The following is a 20512-nucleotide window of genomic DNA, read 5'->3' on the forward strand; positions in this document are numbered from 1 at the left end:
TCCCGCCGATCACCTCTTTGCCGCAAGCAGGGACACGTTACGCATGATCGCAGTTGCGGTCGCCGGGCTGTAGCCGGCGATGCCGTCGGTGTTCTGCCCGACGCAGCCGCCGGTGATGTCTTCACGGCTGAAGAACACGATCGTTCGGCCGGCACGATCGATCCCCATCATTCGCGGCGAGTTGAGCTTTCCGGTGACACGGCTGGACAGGAACCGCCGGTACTCGAACTTGTCGATCCTCGCTTCACGCAACCGGTAGACCGGATCGTCGCCGGCCAGCAGGGCACCTGTCGTTCCGAAAATCGCCTTGAGTTCGGCGGATGCCGAATCGGCGAAGTCGGTCGAGCCCCCTGCCGCGTCAACCACGAGCGTTCCGCCCCCCTTAATGAACCCGTCGATTGCCTTCCGTTGAGCGTCGGTCAGTGTCACGCGGGAGGTGCCCGTCCAGTGCAAGAGTTTGACGCCGGCAAGCTGTGCGGGGGAGGGTTCGACGGCTTTGACTTCAACGAACAACCTGAAGTCGTTGGCAAGAAGTGTTGAGAGCCTTCGCCAGGCCCCTGGCTCGGGATCCCAGTTATCGCCGATCTTCAATCGGCCGACGGTCATCCGTCGGGCGTCGGACGGCACTCGCAGGTATTCCTGCCCTTCGGGCGATGTGGGGGCAGCGGTCCCGCTGATCTCAGGAGGAATAACGCCGGGCAAGGTCGCGGGATTCGTAGAGGGTTGCGACGTCGCGATCTCCAGCAGGTATCGGGGCTTGATCACATGGGTCTGGCCCTTGGGTGGGGGTCGCTCGCGCGAAACCGCGTACTGCAGAATGTCAGCCCCGACTTCGAACTTGACCGAATCGTTCTTGAGGCTGTTAAAGTTCCAGGAACGGCCATGATCGCCGAGCGGTAGCAGTACGATCAGCTCGCGAACGCCGTTGCTCATGCCCCAGACCACCGGCTTTTCAAGCCACTGTTTCGGACGGAATTGCTGGTCGGTGAAAATCGGATGGTCCAGCGGCAATTCGCGAAAGGTGTATCCGAACATCCGACGGCCGAGTTCGACGATCGACCTGCTGAACGCGTCGCTGCCGGCCGCGCCTGCGATCGGCATGGCCTCGCTGCTGGCCATCAGCATGCCGCCGCCTTCGAGATACAGCTTCAGCTTCTCCCGCTCGCGTTCGAGCAGGACTATAGGCTTGGAACCCGACACGTACGTGACAGGCACATCGAGCATTTCATCGACAGAGGAGTTAAAGCCGACGATCTGCCAGTTGTAGGGCTGCTCGGCCGAGTTTGCCGTGTAGCGGACAAGGTTGGCAACATCCCGCGGGCGCTGGTTCCAACCGGCATCCTGGCTGACGCCGTTGGGCGCGGCGCTGTAGTTCAGTTTGCTGATCAGCACGGGTGCCCGACCGTGTACCAGGAACAGCACCGCCAGCGCTGTTTCGGACACGTCGGTACTGGCGACCTCGGCGTTGCTGGTGTCCCAGCTTCCATTCTTGAGTTGCTTGGCCAGGAGACGGTCCGACCCGATCTGGTACCAGTCGTGCCGACCGAGGAAGCGGTAGCCGCCGGCGGTGCCGATCCGCTCGGCCGCGTAGAGGGCGTAAGCGCCTTCGCGGGGGAGGCGATCGAAGTTCTTGTCGAGCCAGCCCAAGCCGCGCACGATCGCCAGGTCGGTCGTCGCCGCGACACCCGCTCCGGTCGCCACACCGCTGGTCAGCGGTGCCGCGCCGACGCTGTCCTGGATGATCAGCAGCGTTGCGATGCCGGCCGCGGTGATGCCGGGTGTAGAACTGCCGTTGTCAGGTAGCGCGATTCCGTTGTAGGACCAGCCGCCCCCGACGTTCTGGTTCGACCGCCAGATCTGCTCGAGTTCGCGCCAGCGGGCCGGGGGAATCTCGATACCGGCCTTGGAGCATGCCCAGAGCCCCAGCACGCCAAACTGACTGACACTGTGATCGAATGTGCCTGTCTCGGAGCGCTTCCCTCCGATCGGCGCGACGCCGTAATCCCAGAGGCCCTTTCCGCGGCCTTCGGGAATGGCCGAGGCGAGGATGCGGTCGGCGTCGGCGCGAAGCACGCCGAGATTCTCGGGCGTCGGCGGAAGCTTGGCGAACACCATGCACCGCAGGCCGATCGAATAGACGCTTCGAAGGTCGGCGGTACGCAGGAAGGCTATCGCTTTGGCCAACCGCGGATCGGTCGGTTTCTCGCCGGCCTCGAGCAACGCAAAAGTGGCGATTGCCGTCCATCCGCCGTGCGTGGGGCCGTCCATCGTCGCCGCGGCACCATGGGTCGCCTCGGGATCACGGCGGGGATTGTCCTCCCAATGCCCGGCTGGCTTCTGCTGTGCATATAGCCACGCGACGGCCTTGCTTACGGCGGCGTTGACCTGCTGCGGGGAAGCGGCCCGTGCGAAATCCGGCATGACGAACCATGTCGCTGCCAGAATCATCAACGTCGCGCGGACAGATAAATGGATGACGGAGATCCTCATTCGCTCGCTCCTGTCCGACTGCCGCGGCGACCACCCGCGGCGTCGCCTCGTTAACAACACTTTAGTCCAAGCGCCAGCGGAATGTGAAGGTGGCTCATCGGCCTTCTTGTCGCACAGCGCGATGCAAGTAAGATCGCCAAAAATCTGCCAGAAATGCTGGCCCGGGAACGGGCTGCGGCGAACTTTCGATCCCGTGCGACGTTTATCTGCTTCCCATGAAGAAAAACACGAGCAAACCGCGTCTATCCAGCTCTCCGGTCGTCCAGGTCGGATTGACCCAAATGGCCTGTTCGGACGATCCGAGGGACAACCTGCGTCGCCAGCTCAAGCTGGTGGAGGAAGCAGCCAAGAACGGCGCACAGATCATCTGCACACAGGAGCTCTTCAAGAGTCTGTATTTCTGCCAGAGCGAGGATCACCGCTTTTTCAAGCTAGCCGAACCCATTCCCGGCGAGAGCACGCAGGCATTCCAGAAGATCGCCAAGAAGTACAAAGCTGTCGTTATTGCCAGTCTTTTCGAACGGCGCGCACAGGGGCTCTACCACAATACCGCGGCGATCATCGACGCCGACGGTTCGCTCATGGGCACGTACCGGAAGATGCACATTCCCGATGATCCGCTCTTTTACGAGAAGTTTTACTTTACGCCCGGCGACCAGGGCTTCCGCACCTGGAATACAAAGCACGGAAAGATCGGCGTGCTGATCTGCTGGGATCAATGGTTCCCGGAAGGCGCACGGCTGACCGCAATCCAGGGAGCGGAGATCCTGTTCTACCCGACGGCGATCGGCTGGCACCCCAGCGAGAAGGCTGAGTATGGCAAGGCCCAGCACGAAAGCTGGGAGCTTATCCAGCGGAGTCACGCCGTCGCCAACGGCTGCTATGTTTGCGCTGTGAACCGAATCGGCCACGAGCATGTGACCGATGCCGCCGGCAGTCGGGTGAGCGAGGAAGGGCTGGAGTTTTGGGGACAGACGTTCGTGACATCGCCCAACGGCCAGATTGCCGCCAAGGCGAGCGTGGACAAGGAGCAGGTGCTGGTGGTGCCGTGCGACCTGGAGAAGGTGGAGTTCAGTCGCACACACTGGCCGTTCCTGCGCGACCGTCGCGTCGACGCATATGGAAACATGACCAAGCGATTCGTCGACCAGTCGCTATGAGCGGCTCTGGACCTCCGGGCGGGCCTGAAATTGGCAAAGCGGGCGAGTCACTGACTCGCCCGCTTTGCGTTGCTGCCTTCCCACAGTGTCATGGGAGCGGACTGGTCGTTCCCGGAGGCGGCGGCGGAGGAGGGGGCGGCGGTGTTGTCGGGGGAGGCGGCGTGGTCGGAGGCGACGTGGGAGGGGGCGGCGGCGGTGCGGGCGGCGGAACGGCCAGCCCGGGTGTGTACGACATGCCGGGGCCCCAGAAGTAATAGCCCCTGCTGCCTCCACTGGAGTTGTCGTGCAGGAACGAGTACCGCCCGGTCTCCGAATCGATCCGGTTCGGGAACAATCTCATGTTGTTCGCGGCCACGTGCCCGTCGCCGTACAGCACGCCCTGGTAATCCACCTGTTGCTCGAGCGCGCTGTTGGGATGATTCACCTGGTAAAGCCGTCCCCACCCGCTCTTGCCCGCATAGAACACGACGTCGGCGGCGAGCAAGCGTTCTTCCGGCTTGGGATCATGGATCGTCAGCGCGGGCTGCAGCAGGCCCCACCGTGCCCGGCTCTTGGTCCCGACGAACGCCGACTTGCTGCTCAGACCGCCGAGGTACATGTAATCCATCATCAGAAGGGGACCCCAGGCCTCACCGGGCGTGGGAGCACCACCGGGGACGTTGTAGCGGCTGAGATCCTTCTCGAAAGCCGGGCACTTCCATGTGGTGTCCGGGGCCCCGTACTTCGTCCATTCCGAAAGTGGTACCCCGTACAGCTTCCAGGTCGCCTCGTCCTTCATCAGCAGCGGATCCATGCTGATGCCCGATAGCAGTCGCTTAAAGCCGGACTCGTTCGTGGCATAGCCGATGGGGTAAATACCGTTGTGATCCATCGCAAAGGCCCGAGCGGCCGTTCCGATATTGCGCAGGTTGGAGGCACAAACCGATCGACGTGAGATCTCCCTGGCCCGGCCGGCTGTGGGGAGCAGTATGGCAATCAGGATGGAGATGATGCCAACGACCACCAGTAGCTCGATGATCGAAAACCCGCGAACAGACGTACGGCGACGCATGGTCACCTCCCGGTTGAAGGGAACGCAGTTCAGATATGTTTTTTCAAAGTACGGCTCGGACGAAATGCGTAGGAGCATGCCCTACGAGGCGCATCCTACCCAGATTACCCAAAAGCGGCAAGAAAAATCCTGCTATTTTCAACAAAGGTTTACGACGTGTCCCAGCGTGGAGGGGAGTTGGTGATTCAGCTGGGTCGATATCCAATCGACAGTTGCCGAACTGAGAAGGGTCTGTCGCTCGTAATGCAGAAGCGCTCAACGGACCAGCAGCCTATTGCCCCCGAGCCCGTTTCCCATCACCGGCCTGCTTCTGTCCCGCTTTGAAGCGTTCCATCTGGTCTTTTAGTTCCCGTGCCTCGGGGGCGAGCTTGATTGCTTTCTCTGATAGCTCGATAGCCTTGTCGAATCGGCCAAACTGGAACTGCACCTCGGCCGCCGTATCAAGATACGCGGGGTTTTCGGGTGCCAGTTTGAGCGCCTTGGCCATCAACGCTTCGGCCTCCTCCAGCCTTTCGCCGCATCGAGCACACAGCCATGCGAGGGTGTTCATTCGCCGGGGATCGTCCGGGTTCATGTCCAGCAGGGCTTTGCTCGCGGCGTACGCCTGGGCGAACAGCCTAGAGGCCAGCTCTTTCTGGCCTGCCTCACGCAGGGAGGTGACCGCGTCGATGGCAAGGTCGGGGTCATTTCCGCGAACGCCCCCGAGACGGCCTTTCTCCCCCAGATCGGCCAGCGCGGTGGCATGGCGGACGAGATCGTCGTTGGCGCCGGCCTTTCGTGCGGCGCGAAGGCCGTAACGGTGCATAATCGACTTCATCACGATCAGCGCCTCGTCGCCGGCAACCTGTTCGCCGTCGGTCTCGGCCGTCAGAATGCCGCCTGCGCCTTCCCAGGCAGACAACGCTTCCTCGTACTCCTTCGCCGCTTGGGCATCGTCTTTACGACCGGCGGCGATGGACGCCAGCCGGAAGTGCACGTTCACTGAGTAAACGTCATTGGGTGCGTCGGCCAGCGCCAGAACCCCGCGCAACTCCTGTTCCGCCGATTCGACCCAGCGGCGCTCGAGGAGGAACGTTCCGGTCTGGTAGCGTCGGGCCTGAAGACTTCGATTCCGTTCGGCGATCGATCCCCCGGGCGTGGGCAGGCTGCCGCTCAGGACTCCCGCAACAAACCGCAGCGATCCCCCACCGAAGTCGAGCCCTGCGCGGTCGATGAACTGTGCGTACGTGTACCAAGTCAACGCCGAGTCCAAGGGGCGCGGAAACTGCCTGACATCGTCGGCGAACTTTGGCAGGTCAGGGGTGTTGGCGTGCAGGGCAAACAGTGCGTCAACCAACTCCTGAGACGGCCGGACCGTATTCCACCGGCGGAGAAGATCGGCCGCCGCGGCCGACCGCCTGGTACGCTCATACACCTTCTGCAGTTCCGACAACATGGTGCCGGCGACGGATCCCCCCTGCTGAGGCGTGGGGTTGGCAAGTTCAATGTCGGCGGCGGCCGCGTGCAGTCCGATGGCTTTGCGGGCGTCTCGGGGCATCCACCCTACCGCCGCCAGCCAGAGCGCCGGCGCATTGGTCCGCTCGGTTTCGAGGCTTCGTACCGCCTTCAGCAGATCGGCGTTCTTGGCCATCGCCTTGACGTTGGCGGCGATGATCCACCGCCGCTGGGGATCGATTTCGCCCCTGACGAGTCGTACCAGCGCGTCGCCCCCGACGCCGTCGGGTAGCTGCCGCATCTGCATGACGGCCTGAGCCCACTGTCCGTCGGGATTGTTGGTGCTGTAGAGCTTGAGCGCCTGCTTTACCGCGTCGGGATCTGTGTCTGCGTGCCATGGTAGCTTGCGAAGGATCGCCCGCGCACGGCCGGCCAGCTCGGGGTTGTCGGATCGGGTTGCTTCTTCCAGCGCCGGTCGCGCCGTGATGCCGACTTCCATCAGCCGTTTGGCAGCCGCTTCTCGCGCATCAAAGTCCCCATCGGAGAGCTGATCAATGAGCCGGGTAATCTCGTCGGGTGCCGATTGCTGCCCGGCTCCCGCAGCCGGCGGCGCGGCCACATCGGCAGGCAACGCTGCAGCGCCGCAGGCAAGGGCGATCACGAACGATGAAAGAACGGGTCCCCGCATGCACAGAGTATAGCCGCAATCCGCGATTTTCGGACCGGCCGAAACGGATCGCCGGGGCGTTGAACCGCCAGGAGCGCAGGCGTTCTCACTGGCGCTCCGATTCGCGGCGCCGAAACGGCTACACCAGGATGTTCTTCACCACGTGCCCGTGAACGTCCGTCAGGCGGAAGTCGCGGCCCTGTGACCGGAACGTCAGTCGTTCGTGGTCCAGGCCCAGGCAGTGCATGATGGTCGCCTGCAGGTCGTGAACATGGACTTCGTTCTCGGCAATATGGAAGCCGAGGTCGTCTGACTTGCCGTACTGAATGCCGGCGTTGATGCCGCCGCCGGCCATCCACATGGTGTACGCCGACGGGTGATGATCGCGTCCCTGGCTGCGGTTGAGGGACGGATTGCTCTCGACCATCGGCGTGCGGCCGAACTCGCCGCCCCAGACGACCAGCGTCTCATCGAGCAGGCCTCGTGCCTTGAGGTCTTTCACGAGGGCGGCCGAGCCCTGATCGGTTTCCTTGCAGTTGTTGCCGTGGTTGCCGGCGACATTGGAGTGGGCGTCCCAGCCTTCGTGGTAAATCGAGATGAAGCGCACGCCACGCTCGACCATCCGGCGGGCGAGAAGGCACGCACGGGCGAACGAGGGCTTCGCCGGGTCGCAGCCGTACATCTCCAAGGTGGCTTTGTTCTCGGAATTCAGGTCCATCAGCTCCGGCGCCGACGACTGAAGCTGATACGCCATCTCGTAGCTGGCAATGCGCGTGGCGATTTCCGGGTCATTGTCGGCGGTGAGACGTTTGCGGTTGAGCTGGCCGATGAGGTCGAGCGTGTCGCGTTGCAGCTTGGCATCGACGCCAGCCGGGCTGGAAACATTGAGGATCGGGTCGCCGGAGTTGCGGAATCGCACGCCCGAATAGACGGTGGGCAGGAAGCCGCTCGACCAGTTGGCCGCCCCGCCGCTGATGCCTCTTCCGGTCGACATGACGACGAACGCGGGCAGATTGGCCGCCTCTGATCCCAGGCCGTAGGTCACCCAGGACCCCATGCTCGGCCGGCCGGGCTGTGAGAACCCGGTGTTCATGAAGATCTGCGCCGGGGCGTGATTGAACTGGTCCGTCTTCATCGACCGGATCACGCAAATGTCGTCGGCAACCGTGCCGAGATGCGGCAGAACGTCGGCGATTTCGAGGCCCGACTTACCATACTTGTTGAACTTGAACCGGGGCCCCATGACGGCGGCGTCGGGGCGAATGAACGCGTAACGCTGGTTGCCGTAAACAGACGGCGGCAACGGTTTGCCTTCCAGCTTTACCAGTTCCGGCTTGTAGTCGAACAGATCGAGCTGGGACGGCGCACCGGCCATGAACAGCTGGATGACCGCCTTGGCCTTACCGGGAAAGTGAGACGCCTTGGGCGTCATCACGCCGCGCACCGAGCCCGCCGCACCGCGCGCGGCTTCGCCGGTGTTGTCGGCCGTCGTCGCGCTGGCGAAGCGCGAGCCGAGGCGGTCGGTCAGCAGCGACGCCAGCGCGATCTTCCCCACACCGACGCCGCAGTCGCGGAAGAAGTGTCGGCGGGTGGTTTTCAGGAGTGGATGGATGTCAGTGTTCATCAGTGGCTCGCGTTCGTCGTGACATTGCCGTCTCGGCCGTGTTTTGGATTGATGGCAGGTACAGACGTGGGCGAGACGCCCACGCCGCAGAGGGGTCAGTCCTTCGTTACGGACTCGTCCAGGTTCAATACCGCGCGGGCGACAGCGGTCCACGTTGCCAGTTCCGTGATGTCGCCGTCCTTTGCATTCGTGAACTTCGCGGGGTCGAGTTCCTTGGCCTTGAATCGCGCCCGTTGACCGGATGCAAACGCCGTCAACATCGCCAACTCGTCTTTGGCCGGCTCACGGGTGAGGATTCTGCGGAATACAAACGTCGCCCGGGCCGCGTCATCACCTTTGACTTCCAGTGCGAGCTTGCCGAGCGACTGCGCCGCCTCGACGAAGACCTCATCGTTGAGCACGGTCAGTGCCTGCAACGGCGTGTTGGAAAGCTCACGCCGTGCCACGCACGCCTCGCCGCTGGGGGCGTCGAAGGTTCCGTACATGGCGTAGGGGGCCGTCCGCTTCATGTAGGTATAAAGACTTCGTCGATACCGGTCTTCCCCGGTGCTGGTCTTCCATGCCAACTGGCCGTACGCGCCTTCGGTGGTGACTGACGCCGGTTGCGGCGGGAAGACGCTGGGGCCGTACATCTTGCCCGACAGCAGCCCGGCCGCCTTGAGCGCCGCATCGCGGACGATCTCTCCCTCCACGCGGAATCGAGGCCCGCGGGCGAGCAGGACGTTCTGCGGGTCACGCGTCTGCAGCGCCGGCGGAACCTCCGACGACTGCCGATACGTGCCGCTCATGACGATCAACTTGTGCAGCCGCTTCATCGACCAGCCGTCGTTCATGAACTGGACTGCGAGCCAGTCGAGCAGTTCGGGGTGAGACGGCATTTCCCCCTGCAGGCCGAAGTCTTCGGTCGTGCGGACGATGCCCCGGCCGAAGAAGGCCTGCCACTGGCGATTGACCGTCACGCGCGCCGTCAGCGGGTTCTCCGTCGACACCAGCCAGCGCGCAAACGCCAGCCGGTCGGCCGGCGCGCCTGCCGGCAACGGCGGCAACGCCGCGGGAACGCCGGGCTGAACCGGTTCCTTCGGCGACGTGAACTCGCCGCGGTGATACACGTGCGTGGTGCGGTCGTGTCCCGGAGGGCGGGGTGTCATCACGAGTGTGCTGGTGGGCTCCGGAATACTCTTGAAGAGTTGGTCGATCTCCTTACGAGCGCCGGCCAATTCGGGGGCCGTGAGCAGGAATTGACGGAAAAGGACGTTCGAAGCGTCCAATGGGGCGGCCGAGCGATTGCCCGGCTCTTTTGCGTCATTCGCATCTTTCGAAGAAGCCGAGCCGGCGCTCGGCGTTCCCACCAGGAGAGCCGACTCCACCGTCGGCGGTAGCGCTACGGGACTCACGATCGCTTTCGGATCGGTGGTCACCGAAACCCGGAAATGACCGAGTGCCGGGGCAAAATGCCGCTCAAACAACATCTTGATCAGCAGGTCGCCGCCAGCGTCTGTCGGCTTTTCCAGGGCGAAGACGGCGCAGTGCGGTTTGCCCTGCTGGCCGTTGATCATCCAGCCGGTCTGCGGGTTACCGTCGATCGACTTGGCCGACTCGAAGTTTCCCGCCGCGTAGCTATGGGCCGTCTTGCCGAACTTCTGTTCTTTGCCGGCGACCAGCAGGTTCAATTCGCTCAGGCAGAAGTCACCCTTCGGGCCTTCGTAATAGATCATGCCTGGTCCGTTGCCGGGCAGGCTTTCGTGCGGAAGCGCTTCAATACGGATTGCCGTGATTCCCCTGGGCGCGTTCTTGAAAGTCAGATCGTAGGTGTCCGACTTGGTGATATCGCCGCTGCCAAGGATCGCGCCGTCGGGCTGCAGCGTAAGCGTCGGCGTGCTGCTCTTCATGTCGGAAGGACGGATGATCGTCCACTCGACCGCTTTGGGCGTCTGCTCGGCGAGCCACTTGCGGTAGGAGGCTTCGACCAACGCCTTTCGGCTGTCGGCCGCGGTTGGGTCGTCGGCTTTTGTGGCGCCAAGGCTGATCCGCAACTGCCCGATCGTGTGCGACTGGCCGAACTTCTGCGCCAGGACAAGCGTTACCTTGCCACCCTTCTGCAGCTTCTGCGGCTCGGCGAAATAGAAGGTCGCGGTCTGCGCCTTCGTTTCGGCGCCGCCGATCCCCCAACCCGTGCGCGGTTTTCCGTCAATGGCGTCGGCGATCGCGTATTTCGGCTGCGAGAAACTCGCCTCAGCGCGCGAGACTTTGACTGCCCCCGTTTTGCCGTCAGTGCCGGCCAAGGTCGCGGTGAACTCCGTGAGAACGAAGTTGCCGTGCGCCGTCCTACCCGGACCGGACTTTCCGTCGGTCAGGGCCTCAATGCGGATGCGATCCACCGATGGAAGGCTCGACTCGATCTCAAACGTGTACGTATCGGAGGGAACAACCGGCCCCACCGCCCGCCAGGTGTTGTCCGCGGAAGCTTCGAGCTTTACTTCGCTTGTGGTCGCGGCCTTTGTGTGCGCGGCGGTCGCGACCTCCCACTGCACGCTCGACACCGGCCAGCGGTTCGGCAGTTCCGACGTCAGCTTTTCAATCTTTGTTTCGATTTCCTTCTTCTTTTCGAGCTGTTCCGCCGTCGGCATCTCGAGGTCGGGTTCGTCGGCGTTATTGAAGAACGCCATCATCTGGTAGTAGTCGGTGTGAAGGATGGGATCGTACTTGTGCGTGTGGCACTGGGCACAGGCAATCGTCATCCCCAGCCAGGTGGTGCCGGTCGTGCCGACGCGATCGACCAGCGAATAGAACCGGAACTCCAGCGGGTCGATGCCGCCTTCCTCGTTCCGCATCGTGTTACGGTGGAAGCCGGTGGCGATCTTCTGATCCGTCGTCGCGTTGGGCAGCAGGTCGCCGGCGAGCTGTTCGACCGTGAACTGGTCGAACGGCATGTCGGCGTTGATCGCCTTGATGACCCAGTCACGGTACGGCCAGATGCTTCGGGGGCGATCTTTCTCGTAACCGTTGGTGTCGGCGTAGCGGGCCAGGTCGAGCCAGCGGCGTGACCATCGCTCGCCGTATTGCGGCGAGGCGAGCAACCGGTCGACCAGTTTCTCGTACGCATCGGGCGATTTGTCGTTCAGGAAGGCGTCCGCTTCTTCAGGCGTCGGTGGGAGACCCACCAGGTCGAGGTACACCCGACGAACGATCGTGTACCTGTCGGCCTCGGCCGAAGGGTTCAACCCTTCCTTCTCCAATCGCGTCAAAACGAACGCGTCAATCGGATTGCGAACTCGATCGGCGTTGCGAACGGCCGGTGGCGTAGCGGCTTTGGGCCCTACAAATGCCCAGTGCGGCGCGTATTCCGCGCCCTGCTCAACCCAGCGCCGCAATGTCTGCTTCTGGGCATCGGTCAGCTTCACCTTCATCGAAGGCGGCGGCATGACTTCGTCTTCGTCGTTACTGACGATGCGTTTGATAATCTCGCTCTGGTCCGGCTTACCCGGGACGATCGCGATTTCGTCGGAACTGCCGGCGCGGGTCGCCGCCTCGCGAACGTCGAGCCGCAGCTTGGCCTTGCGGGACTTGTCGTCGATGCCGTGGCACTTAAAGCAGTACTGCGAAAGAATCGGCCGAACGTCGTGGTTGAAGTCGACCGGGCCGTCCGCCGCGCGCGCAGCCGGTGCAACGATCCACGCCAGGACGCAGACCACGGAAACAGACCACAGCCGTGTGAGGGGAAGTTTCGGCATAGAAGAACTAATTGAAGGCTTCTTACAGTGTTACCAGCCTACGCATGATACCAGAAGCAAAAGTGTCGCACTTCTGTTTGACAAAGCCCCGGCGGACCGTCGATTCTTACGGCCGCGTCGAAGCTCACCGTTACACCGTTCACTCCGTTCGACATTCATCCAAGTCCCTCCCCATATGGGAGGGACAGGTCGTCCGACTGCAAAGGACCCATGGCCGACACCGCTTTTCACTCCGCTCGCCAGCGATACGCCGATCTTGGCGTCGATGTTGACGCCGCTTTGTCGCGTCTGGCCGGTATATCGATCTCCCTGCACTGCTGGCAGGGAGACGATGTCACCGGATTTGAAAGTTCCAGCCAGTCGCTCGGCGGCGGTATTGCCGTGACCGGGAGCTACCCCGGTAAGGCCCGTAACCCAGCCGAACTTCGCGAGGACCTCGACAAAGCACTGTCGCTCATCCCCGGATCTCACCGGCTCAATCTGCACGCCAGCTACGGCGAGTTCGGCGGTGTCAAGGTCGATCGTGACCAGATCGATGTAAGCCATTTCGCAGGCTGGATCGATTGGGCTCGAAGCCGGCGTATGGGGTTGGACTTCAACCCGACGTTTTTCAGCCATCCGCTCGCTGCCGACGGATTCACGATCGCCCATTCAGATGACGGAATTCGCGGGTTCTGGGTTCGCCACGGCCAAATTTGCCGAAAGATCGGTGCCGCCATGGGGGCGGCGCTGGGGTCGCCGACCGTCACGAATGTCTGGATTCCGGACGGCTACAAGGATACCCCTGTGGATCGCCTTGCCCCGCGCCGACGACTTGAAGACTCGCTGGACCGCATCTTTGCCGAGCCGCTAAGCCCGGCTCATAACCTCGACGCGGTCGAACCCAAGCTGTTCGGTCTGGGCTCGGAGAGCTATGTCGTCGGCTCACACGAGTTTTACCTTGGCTACGCGATCCGTCGTGGCAAGCTCATGTGCTTGGACGCCGGTCACTATCACCCCACGGAGACCATCGCCGACAAGCTGACCAGTGTGCTGATGTCGGTGGATCGGGTTCTGCTGCACGTCAGCCGGGGTGTCAGGTGGGACAGCGATCATGTCGTGACGCTGAACGAAGAGCTGCTGGCGATCAGCCACGAGCTGGTGCGGAACGACCTGCTCGGGCGGGTGCATATCGGCATGGACTATTTCGACGCCAGCATCAATCGAGTGGCGGCGTGGGTCATCGGTGCTCGAAACGTGCTGAAGTCGCTGTTGATTGCCCTTCTGGAGCCGACCGAGCGGCTGCGACAGGTGGAGCTGAACCGAGATCTGACTGCCCGGCTTGCGATACTGGAAGAGTGCAAATCTTTGCCATGGGGAGCCGTGTGGGACGAGTATTGCCGGCGACAGAGCACGCCGGTGGGCCAATCCTGGCTGGATGAGGTCCGAGCCTACGAGCAACTGGTGCTCTCCAAACGGTGAAATAACGCATTGGAGGGGTCGCAAACGCCGCAGCCAGGAATGCAACCCGCGACGACAGATCGGGTTTCGTTTGCCTCCGACAGCTTTTCTGCTATATCTACACGCTCTTCCGAGGGATTCCTCTCCCCCGCAACCTTGCGTTGGTATTCGAGCGGCGGTCGATCCGTCGTGGTTCGCGACAGGCTTCCGGGTTCTAGCATCGCCTGTTCCGGCCGGATCGAAAAGCTCTTTTACCGACCACCCATACATTCGGACGCACCGCCTCATGACCAACGGTCCAGCGACCAACGGACACGTCGAAGGCCTGCTTTATCAGGCCGACGAACGGCAGGACGGACAGCTTCGTGACCCTGTTCACATGCTCCGCCCGGCAAAGGGGAATCTAGTTGTTCCTCGTCAACTCATTCGCGAGCTTCGGCTACGCCCGGGGCTTCTGCTGCGCGGCCAGCCGCGCGGGCGAACCCTCGGCCGGATCGAGGCGATCGAAGGCCAGCCGGTAGACAATTACCACGACACCGTCCCGATCTATGACGGCACCGCGCTTGACCCTCAGCCGCAGATCAAGCTCGAGCACAACCCTGCCGAACTGACGACCCGCATCATCGACATCCTTGCGCCCGTCGGCTTCGGCCAGCGCGGGTTGATCGTCGCCCCGCCGCGCACCGGCAAGACGATCCTGATGCAGAACATCGCCAAGGGGATCGCCGCCAACTATCCCAACGTGCTCCTGTGGCTCCTGCTCGTCGACGAGCGGCCGGAGGAAGTCACCGACATGAAGCGAAACGTACCCGGGACGGTCTTCGCCAGCAGCAACGACAACACGATCGACAAGCATCTGGACCTGTCGCAACTGGTGATCGAACGCGCCAAGCGGCAGGTGGAATACGGCCGCGACGTGGTGATCCTGATGGACTCACTCACGCGCGTCGGCCGAGCCTTTAATACCGGCGGCCAGGGCGGCGGGCGAACCATGTCCGGCGGCCTCGACAACCGGGCGCTGGAAATCCCCAAGAAGCTTTTCGGCGCTGCCAGAAAGATCGAGAACGGCGGAAGCCTGACGATCATGGCGACGTGTCTTGTTGACACCGGCAGCCGCATGGACCAGGTGATCTTCGAAGAGTTCAAGGGCACCGGCAACATGGAGCTGACGCTCGACCGCAAGCTCAGCGATCAGCGCATCTTCCCCGCGCTCAACATCGCCGAGAGTGGCACCCGCAAGGAAGAGAAGCTGCTCGACGAGCGCTCGATGACGGCGGCCCGCAACATCCGCCGCCATCTAATGAACATGCCGCCGGCACAGGCGATGAAGAACCTCTGCGACGCGTTGACCAAGCAGCCGACAAATCAGCAGTTGTTCAGCACGATCAAGATGGGGTGAGGACGGGGATCACCATAGAGACTCGGAGACAAATAGTGGACGCTGATGGTGGATCGATTTCCCGTCACCGATGAATACATGGGTGACGGCCCAAACGGTTAGGATGAAGAGAGGCTGAAGTTGAGCAAGTCGCCGACAGACAATCCAGGAGCCGCTCCAAGCCGTGACTGGTTTGGGTATCTCGCCGCGGCATGTGGCGTGATATCCGCCACCCTCATCCTATATCTCATCGCGACTACCCCGCACATGCAAAGTGTGCTTTGGTTCGTGATTGCAGGCGTTTCGCTGTACTCGGGGGTACTGCACTTTTTTCGCGCAGTCAAATCAGATCGCTTGGCGGATGGATAACTTTTAGAGCTTGGTTTCGAGATCACCGCCGCTCGTCCCTTTCGTCCGAGAGAACTTTCACGATTACGAGCTGCCCTCCGTGTCACCGTGCCTCCGTGGTGAACTCTCCCGCATTCGTGATACAACACGCTCTCGACGCAAGCAGGAGCCACCGCAGATGCAGGACTTCGAAAAACTCGGCGCGTTCTACCTCGGCCGCGAATATGACCTAGCCGCCCGCAAGGCCGAAGACAACCTGATCCTTTACGATTCGAAGGATCTCACGACCCACGCCGTTTGCGTCGGCATGACGGGCAGCGGCAAGACCGGCTTATGCCAAGCGCTCCTCGAAGAAGCCGCGATCGACGGCATCCCCGCAATTGTCATCGACCCCAAAGGCGATCTGGGGAATCTACTGCTGACCTTCCCACAGCTTCGGGCGGAAGACTTTGCACCATGGATCAACGAAGACGACGCCCGCCGGAAGGGCGTCTCCCCCGCCGACTTTGCCGCCGGGCAGGCCAAGCTGTGGAAAGACGGACTGGCGTCATGGGGGCAGGACGGTTCGCGCATTCAGAAGCTGCGCGACTCGGCCGACTTTGCAATCTATACGCCCGGTAGCACGGCCGGTATTCCGGTGTCGATCGTCAAGTCGTTCAACGCCCCGCCACCGGCGATCCGTGACGATACCGAAGCGTTCGGCGACCGTATCAGCACGACGGTCACCAGCCTGCTCGGCCTGGCCGGCGTTGATGCCGACCCGATGCAAAGCCGCGAACACATCCTGCTGTCGGCGATCCTGTCGCACGTCTGGCGGCAGGGACAGAATTTGGACCTGGGTTCTCTGATCGCCCAAATCCAGCAGCCGCCGATGACGAAGCTCGGCGTGATGGACCTGGAATCGGTCTTCCCGCAGAAAGATCGCTTCGGCCTGGCGATGCGGCTGAACAATCTTTTGGCCGCGCCTGGATTCGAAGCCTGGATGAGCGGCGAGCCGCTCGACATCGGCGCGATGCTGCACTCCCCGGCCGGCAAGCCGAAGATCAGCATCTTCTCGATCAGCCATCTGTCGGACGCCGAGCGGATGTTCTTCGTCTCGATGCTGCTGAACGAGACGCTCGGCTGGGTGCGGCAGCAGCCGGGGACGACCAGCCTGCGGGCGCTGGTCTACATGGACGAAATCTTCGGCTACTTCCCGCCGGTACAGAATCCGCCGAGCAAACTGCCGCTCCTGACACTCTTGAAGCAGGCCCGCGCGTTCGGCGTGGGCATGGTGCTGGCGACGCAGAACCCGGTCGATCTGGATTACAAGGGGCTGAGCAACTGCGGCACCTGGTTCATCGGACGACTGCAAACGGAGCGCGACAAGGCCCGCGTACTCGACGGGCTGGAGGGCGCATCATCCACCGCCGGCGGAAGCTTCAATCGCGGTGAGATGGAGAAGATCCTGTCGCAGCTCGGCAGCCGGGTGTTCCTGATGAACAACGTGCATGAAGATGCGCCGGTCATCTTCGAATCGCGGTGGGTGATGTCGTATCTCCGCGGCCCGCTGACTCGCAACCAGATCAAGTTGCTTCAAGGTGGCGCGCCATCGGCGACTGCAACACCAGCGGCCGTGACGGCACCTGCAGCGGCCCCGGCGGTGTCGGCGGCTCCGGTTGTTGCTGCTGTAATCCCTGCCTCGCCGCCCGCGGCGCCATCGTTAACGGCGGGTGTTCGCCCGGTCCTGTCGCCGGGAGTCCCGCAGTACTTCCTGCCGGTTCGCTCGCAGCAGCCGGCTGGCGCGAAGCTTCAATATGTACCGGCGATCCTCGGCCGGGCGGACATCTACTTCCGCGACAGCAAGTCGGGCGCTGACGCCCAGCAGACGTACAGTTACCTCGGTGACCTGGAGCCCGGGCCGGTGCCGCTGATGTGGGAGAACGCCCGCGAAGTTCAGGTCGATGAGCGCGATCTGGATCCGCAGCCGTCTGGAAACGCAATCTTTGCCGACGTCCACCCCGAAGCCGCCCGTGCCCGCAGTTACGACGGCTGGAAGAAGATGCTGTCGGATTGGATCTACCGCGGTGCGAAGCTGGAAGTCTTCAAGAGTTCATCGCTGGGCCTCACGAGCAAGCCGGGTGAATCGGAGCGAGATTTCCGCGTCCACCTGCAGCAGGTCGCCCGCGAAGGCCGCGACGAGCAGGTCGAGAAGCTGCGAACGAAGTACGCTCCGAAGCTGGCGGCACTGCAGGATCGCATCCGTCGCGCCGAACAGCAGGTCGCCGTTCAGCGGGAACAGGCCAGCGGGGCCAAGACGTCAACTCTCATCTCCGTTGGCGCGACGATCCTGGGCGCGTTGCTGGGCCGCAAAACCCTGTCCATGGGCAACGTGAGCCGGGCCGGCACGGCGGCGCGCGGCGTCGGCCGGTCGATGAAGGAAAGCTCGGATGTCGATCGCGCGCAGGAAAATGTCGATGCCCTCAAACAGCAGTTCGCCGATCTGGAATCACAGTTCAACGAAGAGACGGCGGCGCTTGATGCGCGATCCGATGTCGCTAACGAAACGCTGGAGCGTCTTCCCATGCGACCGAAGAAAACGGATATCACTGTCAAACTCGTCTGTCTCGCCTGGACCCCGAATTGGGTCGCCGCATCCGGCACGATTGCAGCGTGGGAGTGATCCTCTTGTTTCGTGTCGCTTCCTGCGCCTTCGTGGTTAACGATCCAGATGCCAGATCAAGACGATGACAACCGTAAGCCGGCGACCGTCACCCGGCGATTCCGATTTCTATGTGAGTATCTTCTGGTTTTCGGCTGGACCTTCGGCCTGCGCCTGCTGCCCCGAAGGGCGGCGCTCTGCTGGGGCACCGTGCTCGGAACGGGGGCATATTTCCTGCTGCGCTCCGACCGTCGCGTAGCGATGGCGAATCTCGACATCGTCTTTGGCGACCGCCGATCAATATGGTTCAAGCGGGAACTGGCGCTGGAAACGTTTCAGCGAATCGGCGAAGTCATGATGGGCCTGCTTTGGGCGCCGCGACTGGATCGCCGGCTCGTCGCCCGACTGGTGGACGGCGAAGCGTTCCTTCAGACGCTCAGGCAACTGGACGCCTCGCACCGGGGCGTGGTGATCGTTACGCCACACTACGGCGACTGGGAGCTGGCGTGTATTGCCGGCGGGTTCGCGGGATATCCGATGGTCAGCGTCGCCGAGCCGCTCGCCAATGAACGCATCGATCGTCTGCTGACCGAATGCCGCACGTCCTCAGGAAACGGGATCATCCCGCCCAAATATGCCTTGTTGAAGCTCGTACGAGCGCTGCGATCGGGCCAGCGTGTCGGACTACTCTGCGATGTGAATGGTCGCCGGGGGCGCGGCGGCGTATGGAACCAGTTCTTCGGCCTGGCGATCTACAACGGCGTGGCGATGGCAGAACTGGCGCTGCGAACGAAGTCGGCGATCGTCTTCGTCGCCGCCGAGCCTCTGCGCGACGGCCGACTGCACATTCGGTCGACGCTGCTCGATCCTGTATCGACAGCAGACCGCGCCGATGACATCCGCCGGGTTACTCAGGACGTCACAAACCTGGTTGAAGAGCAAGTTCGCAGGAACCCCCGTCCCTGGCTTTGGACGTACAAACGATGGAAGCGGCGTCCGACAGAAGCGCGCAATCCTTACCCGCACTATTCCAACTACAAGCGAGTTGAGTAGTCATGTCGAAGTGATACCGCACCGCGGATCAACACGCTTGCCGTAGCAAGTATTACATCATCATAAAGTCGTCAGCCGAGATCGTGAACGACGACTCGTCCTGCTGACCGGACTGCGCGCGATCGCTGCGATCCGATTTGGCGCGGTTGTCACCCTGTTGCGGCTGGCGCGTCACCGGCGATTCCTGGCCGGACTGCGTGGGGGAATAGGTGGACTGTGACTGCGGTTTCTGTTCGATCGTGGTCATGGGCCTCGTGCTCCTGTTGAACGGGTCGAAGAAGATACTGCAAAAACGCTGCTTCGGCCATTCGGAATCGGGCTCATTCGCTTGCCCGAACGTCCGAATAATCGTTCTCCGCCTCCCGGGGGTACCGCTCTATATCAATTGCTGCATCGGCCAATTGCTCTCAGCACTTCGAAGTGTGACACAAGTTTAGCGCTCGCGCCGCCCGGCGTTCAAGCGGGACCTTGGCTTTGTTTTGCCGAATTCGTAGTTTTGGGGTCAATCCAGTGGAACCGTCGCCCGGCGGATCCTATCGCGAATAGCGATCCACTCGGGTTTTTCGGGAGGTACTTCGATATAGATCGTCCTTAACCGCATACCATCCAACTCGTGTAGTACGGCATACAGATGCTGCGCGTACTCGGTCGGATCGTTGGGCATCGCCACGATCGGTCCCCACTTCTTGAAGATCTTAAGCGGACTCAGCACAACGATCCCGTTCGACTGCGCATCGGTCTGCGGATGGATCAGGCCCCGTTGTGCCGTCTCAAACCGCACAGCCGGCGTTAGCGGCGCATAGTGCCGCTCCATCTGCCCCGGAGAGGTCTGGCTCGCGGCCGGCGCGGCGACCAGGTCCGGCTCGCGGACCGTGCCCAGGATGAACTCCAGTTGGCGTCGGCTGACACCTCCGGGCCGAAGGATCGTCGGCACCTCCCCTGTCAGGTCGAGCACGGTCGACTCAATGCCTACCTTGCAGGGCCCGCCGTCCAGCACCAGGTTCACCCGGTCGCCGAGGTCGTCGCGAACATGCTCGGCGGTTGTCGGGCTCAGGTGGTTCGACCGGTTCGCGCTGGGTGCCGCCACCGCCCCGCCGAACGCCTTCAGCAGTTCGAGCGCCACAGGATGATCGGGCACGCGCAGTCCCACCGTCTGCAAGCCGGCGGTCGCTTCATCTACGATCGACGGATGCTTCGGCAGCACGATCGTAAGCGGCCCCGGCCACCAAGCCGCGGCGAGCGTTTGCGCCGCGTCTGACCAGCCGGTGGTGAACTTCTGCGCCGTCTCGATGTCGGCGACATGTACGATCAGCGGATTGGTCGCAGGTCGCCCCTTGGCGGCAAAGATCGCCCGCACAGCGTCGGCATTGGTGGCGTCGGCCCCCAGGCCGTAGACAGTCTCCGTCGGAAACGCCACCAGCCTCCCGGCCCGCAAATGTTGAACGGCTTGATCGATCATCGCTGTGCGCTAACTTCGCAAATGGGAAAAAAGTAT

The 20512-nt window shown here is 62.5% G+C and carries 12 protein-coding genes; 5 read left to right on the forward strand and 7 right to left on the reverse strand.

Features of this window, described 5'->3' with window-relative positions; all coding sequences use genetic code 11:
* Positions 1-9: 9 nt before the first annotated feature.
* Positions 10-2490 carry a DUF4159 domain-containing protein gene (locus IPV69_RS05230; RefSeq protein ID WP_206293861.1) on the reverse strand — a complete coding sequence of 827 codons (2481 nt, stop codon included), beginning with the start codon at positions 2488-2490 and terminating at the stop codon, positions 10-12.
* 215 nt (positions 2491-2705) lie between these two features.
* Between IPV69_RS05230 and IPV69_RS05235 the strand changes: the two genes are divergently transcribed.
* The gene (locus tag IPV69_RS05235; RefSeq protein WP_390884379.1) at positions 2706-3650 is read left to right on the forward strand and encodes a carbon-nitrogen hydrolase; all 945 of its coding nucleotides are present in this window, start codon (positions 2706-2708) and stop codon (positions 3648-3650) included.
* An 88-nt stretch (positions 3651-3738) separates the two neighbouring features.
* Here the strand turns inward: IPV69_RS05235 and IPV69_RS05240 are convergent, their stop codons facing one another.
* The 4 genes from IPV69_RS05240 to IPV69_RS05255 form a co-directional block, all read right to left on the reverse strand.
* Positions 3739-4701: a type II secretion system protein gene (locus IPV69_RS05240; RefSeq protein WP_206293863.1), complete on the reverse strand. Its 963-nt coding sequence runs from the start codon at positions 4699-4701 to the stop codon at positions 3739-3741.
* Positions 4702-4972: 271 nt separating this feature from the next.
* Positions 4973-6823 (reverse strand): tetratricopeptide repeat protein, encoded by a 1851-nt coding sequence (locus IPV69_RS05245; protein WP_206293864.1) that lies wholly within the window; start codon positions 6821-6823, stop codon positions 4973-4975.
* A gap of 118 nt (positions 6824-6941) precedes the next feature.
* The gene (locus tag IPV69_RS05250) at positions 6942-8426 is read right to left on the reverse strand and encodes a DUF1501 domain-containing protein (RefSeq protein ID WP_206293865.1); all 1485 of its coding nucleotides are present in this window, start codon (positions 8424-8426) and stop codon (positions 6942-6944) included.
* A 95-nt stretch (positions 8427-8521) separates the two neighbouring features.
* The gene (locus tag IPV69_RS05255; RefSeq protein WP_206293866.1) at positions 8522-12157 is read right to left on the reverse strand and encodes a PSD1 and planctomycete cytochrome C domain-containing protein; all 3636 of its coding nucleotides are present in this window, start codon (positions 12155-12157) and stop codon (positions 8522-8524) included.
* A 210-nt stretch (positions 12158-12367) separates the two neighbouring features.
* Between IPV69_RS05255 and IPV69_RS05260 the strand changes: the two genes are divergently transcribed.
* The 4 genes from IPV69_RS05260 to IPV69_RS05275 all read left to right on the forward strand — a co-directional run bounded on the left by IPV69_RS05260 (position 12368) and on the right by IPV69_RS05275 (position 19017).
* A complete protein-coding gene (locus tag IPV69_RS05260; RefSeq protein WP_206293867.1) occupies positions 12368-13618 on the forward strand; it encodes an L-rhamnose isomerase in 1251 nt (416 codons plus the stop codon).
* Between the two features lie 265 nt (positions 13619-13883).
* Positions 13884-14996, forward strand: a complete 1113-nt coding sequence (gene rho, locus IPV69_RS05265; RefSeq protein ID WP_206293868.1) for a transcription termination factor Rho — start codon at positions 13884-13886, stop codon at positions 14994-14996.
* 505 nt (positions 14997-15501) lie between these two features.
* Positions 15502-17985, forward strand: coding sequence for an ATP-binding protein (locus tag IPV69_RS05270; RefSeq protein ID WP_206293869.1), 2484 nt, complete (start codon positions 15502-15504; stop codon positions 17983-17985).
* Between the two features lie 48 nt (positions 17986-18033).
* Positions 18034-19017: a lysophospholipid acyltransferase family protein gene (locus IPV69_RS05275; protein WP_206293870.1), complete on the forward strand. Its 984-nt coding sequence runs from the start codon at positions 18034-18036 to the stop codon at positions 19015-19017.
* Between the two features lie 52 nt (positions 19018-19069).
* Here IPV69_RS05275 and IPV69_RS05280 read toward each other — a convergent pair whose 3' ends face one another.
* Together IPV69_RS05280 and IPV69_RS05285 are read right to left on the reverse strand one after the other, a co-directional pair.
* A complete protein-coding gene (locus IPV69_RS05280; RefSeq protein WP_206293871.1) occupies positions 19070-19264 on the reverse strand; it encodes a hypothetical protein in 195 nt (64 codons plus the stop codon).
* Positions 19265-19519: 255 nt separating this feature from the next.
* Positions 19520-20476 carry an L-threonylcarbamoyladenylate synthase gene (locus tag IPV69_RS05285; RefSeq protein WP_206293872.1) on the reverse strand — a complete coding sequence of 319 codons (957 nt, stop codon included), beginning with the start codon at positions 20474-20476 and terminating at the stop codon, positions 19520-19522.
* Positions 20477-20512: the final 36 nt, after the last annotated feature.

Source organism: Humisphaera borealis (genome assembly GCF_015169395.1).
Taxonomy (GTDB): Bacteria; Planctomycetota; Phycisphaerae; order Tepidisphaerales; family Tepidisphaeraceae; genus Humisphaera; species Humisphaera borealis.

Bases quoted from the DNA above. Each gene is read 5' to 3' on its own strand.
- IPV69_RS05260 (WP_206293867.1), top strand. From the start codon at position 12,368: ATGGCCGACACCGCTTTTCACTCCGCTCGCCAGCGATACGCCGATCTT.
- IPV69_RS05270 (WP_206293869.1), top strand. From the start codon at position 15,502: ATGCAGGACTTCGAAAAACTCGGCGCGTTCTACCTCGGCCGCGAATAT.
- IPV69_RS05255 (WP_206293866.1), bottom strand. From the start codon at position 12,157: ATGCCGAAACTTCCCCTCACACGGCTGTGGTCTGTTTCCGTGGTCTGC.
- rho (WP_206293868.1), top strand. From the start codon at position 13,884: ATGACCAACGGTCCAGCGACCAACGGACACGTCGAAGGCCTGCTTTAT.
- IPV69_RS05240 (WP_206293863.1), bottom strand. From the start codon at position 4,701: ATGCGTCGCCGTACGTCTGTTCGCGGGTTTTCGATCATCGAGCTACTG.
- IPV69_RS05230 (WP_206293861.1), bottom strand. From the start codon at position 2,490: ATGAGGATCTCCGTCATCCATTTATCTGTCCGCGCGACGTTGATGATT.
- IPV69_RS05280 (WP_206293871.1), bottom strand. From the start codon at position 19,264: ATGACCACGATCGAACAGAAACCGCAGTCACAGTCCACCTATTCCCCC.
- IPV69_RS05250 (WP_206293865.1), bottom strand. From the start codon at position 8,426: ATGAACACTGACATCCATCCACTCCTGAAAACCACCCGCCGACACTTC.
- IPV69_RS05275 (WP_206293870.1), top strand. From the start codon at position 18,034: ATGCCAGATCAAGACGATGACAACCGTAAGCCGGCGACCGTCACCCGG.
- IPV69_RS05235 (WP_390884379.1), top strand. From the start codon at position 2,706: ATGAAGAAAAACACGAGCAAACCGCGTCTATCCAGCTCTCCGGTCGTC.
- IPV69_RS05245 (WP_206293864.1), bottom strand. From the start codon at position 6,823: ATGCGGGGACCCGTTCTTTCATCGTTCGTGATCGCCCTTGCCTGCGGC.
- IPV69_RS05285 (WP_206293872.1), bottom strand. From the start codon at position 20,476: ATGATCGATCAAGCCGTTCAACATTTGCGGGCCGGGAGGCTGGTGGCG.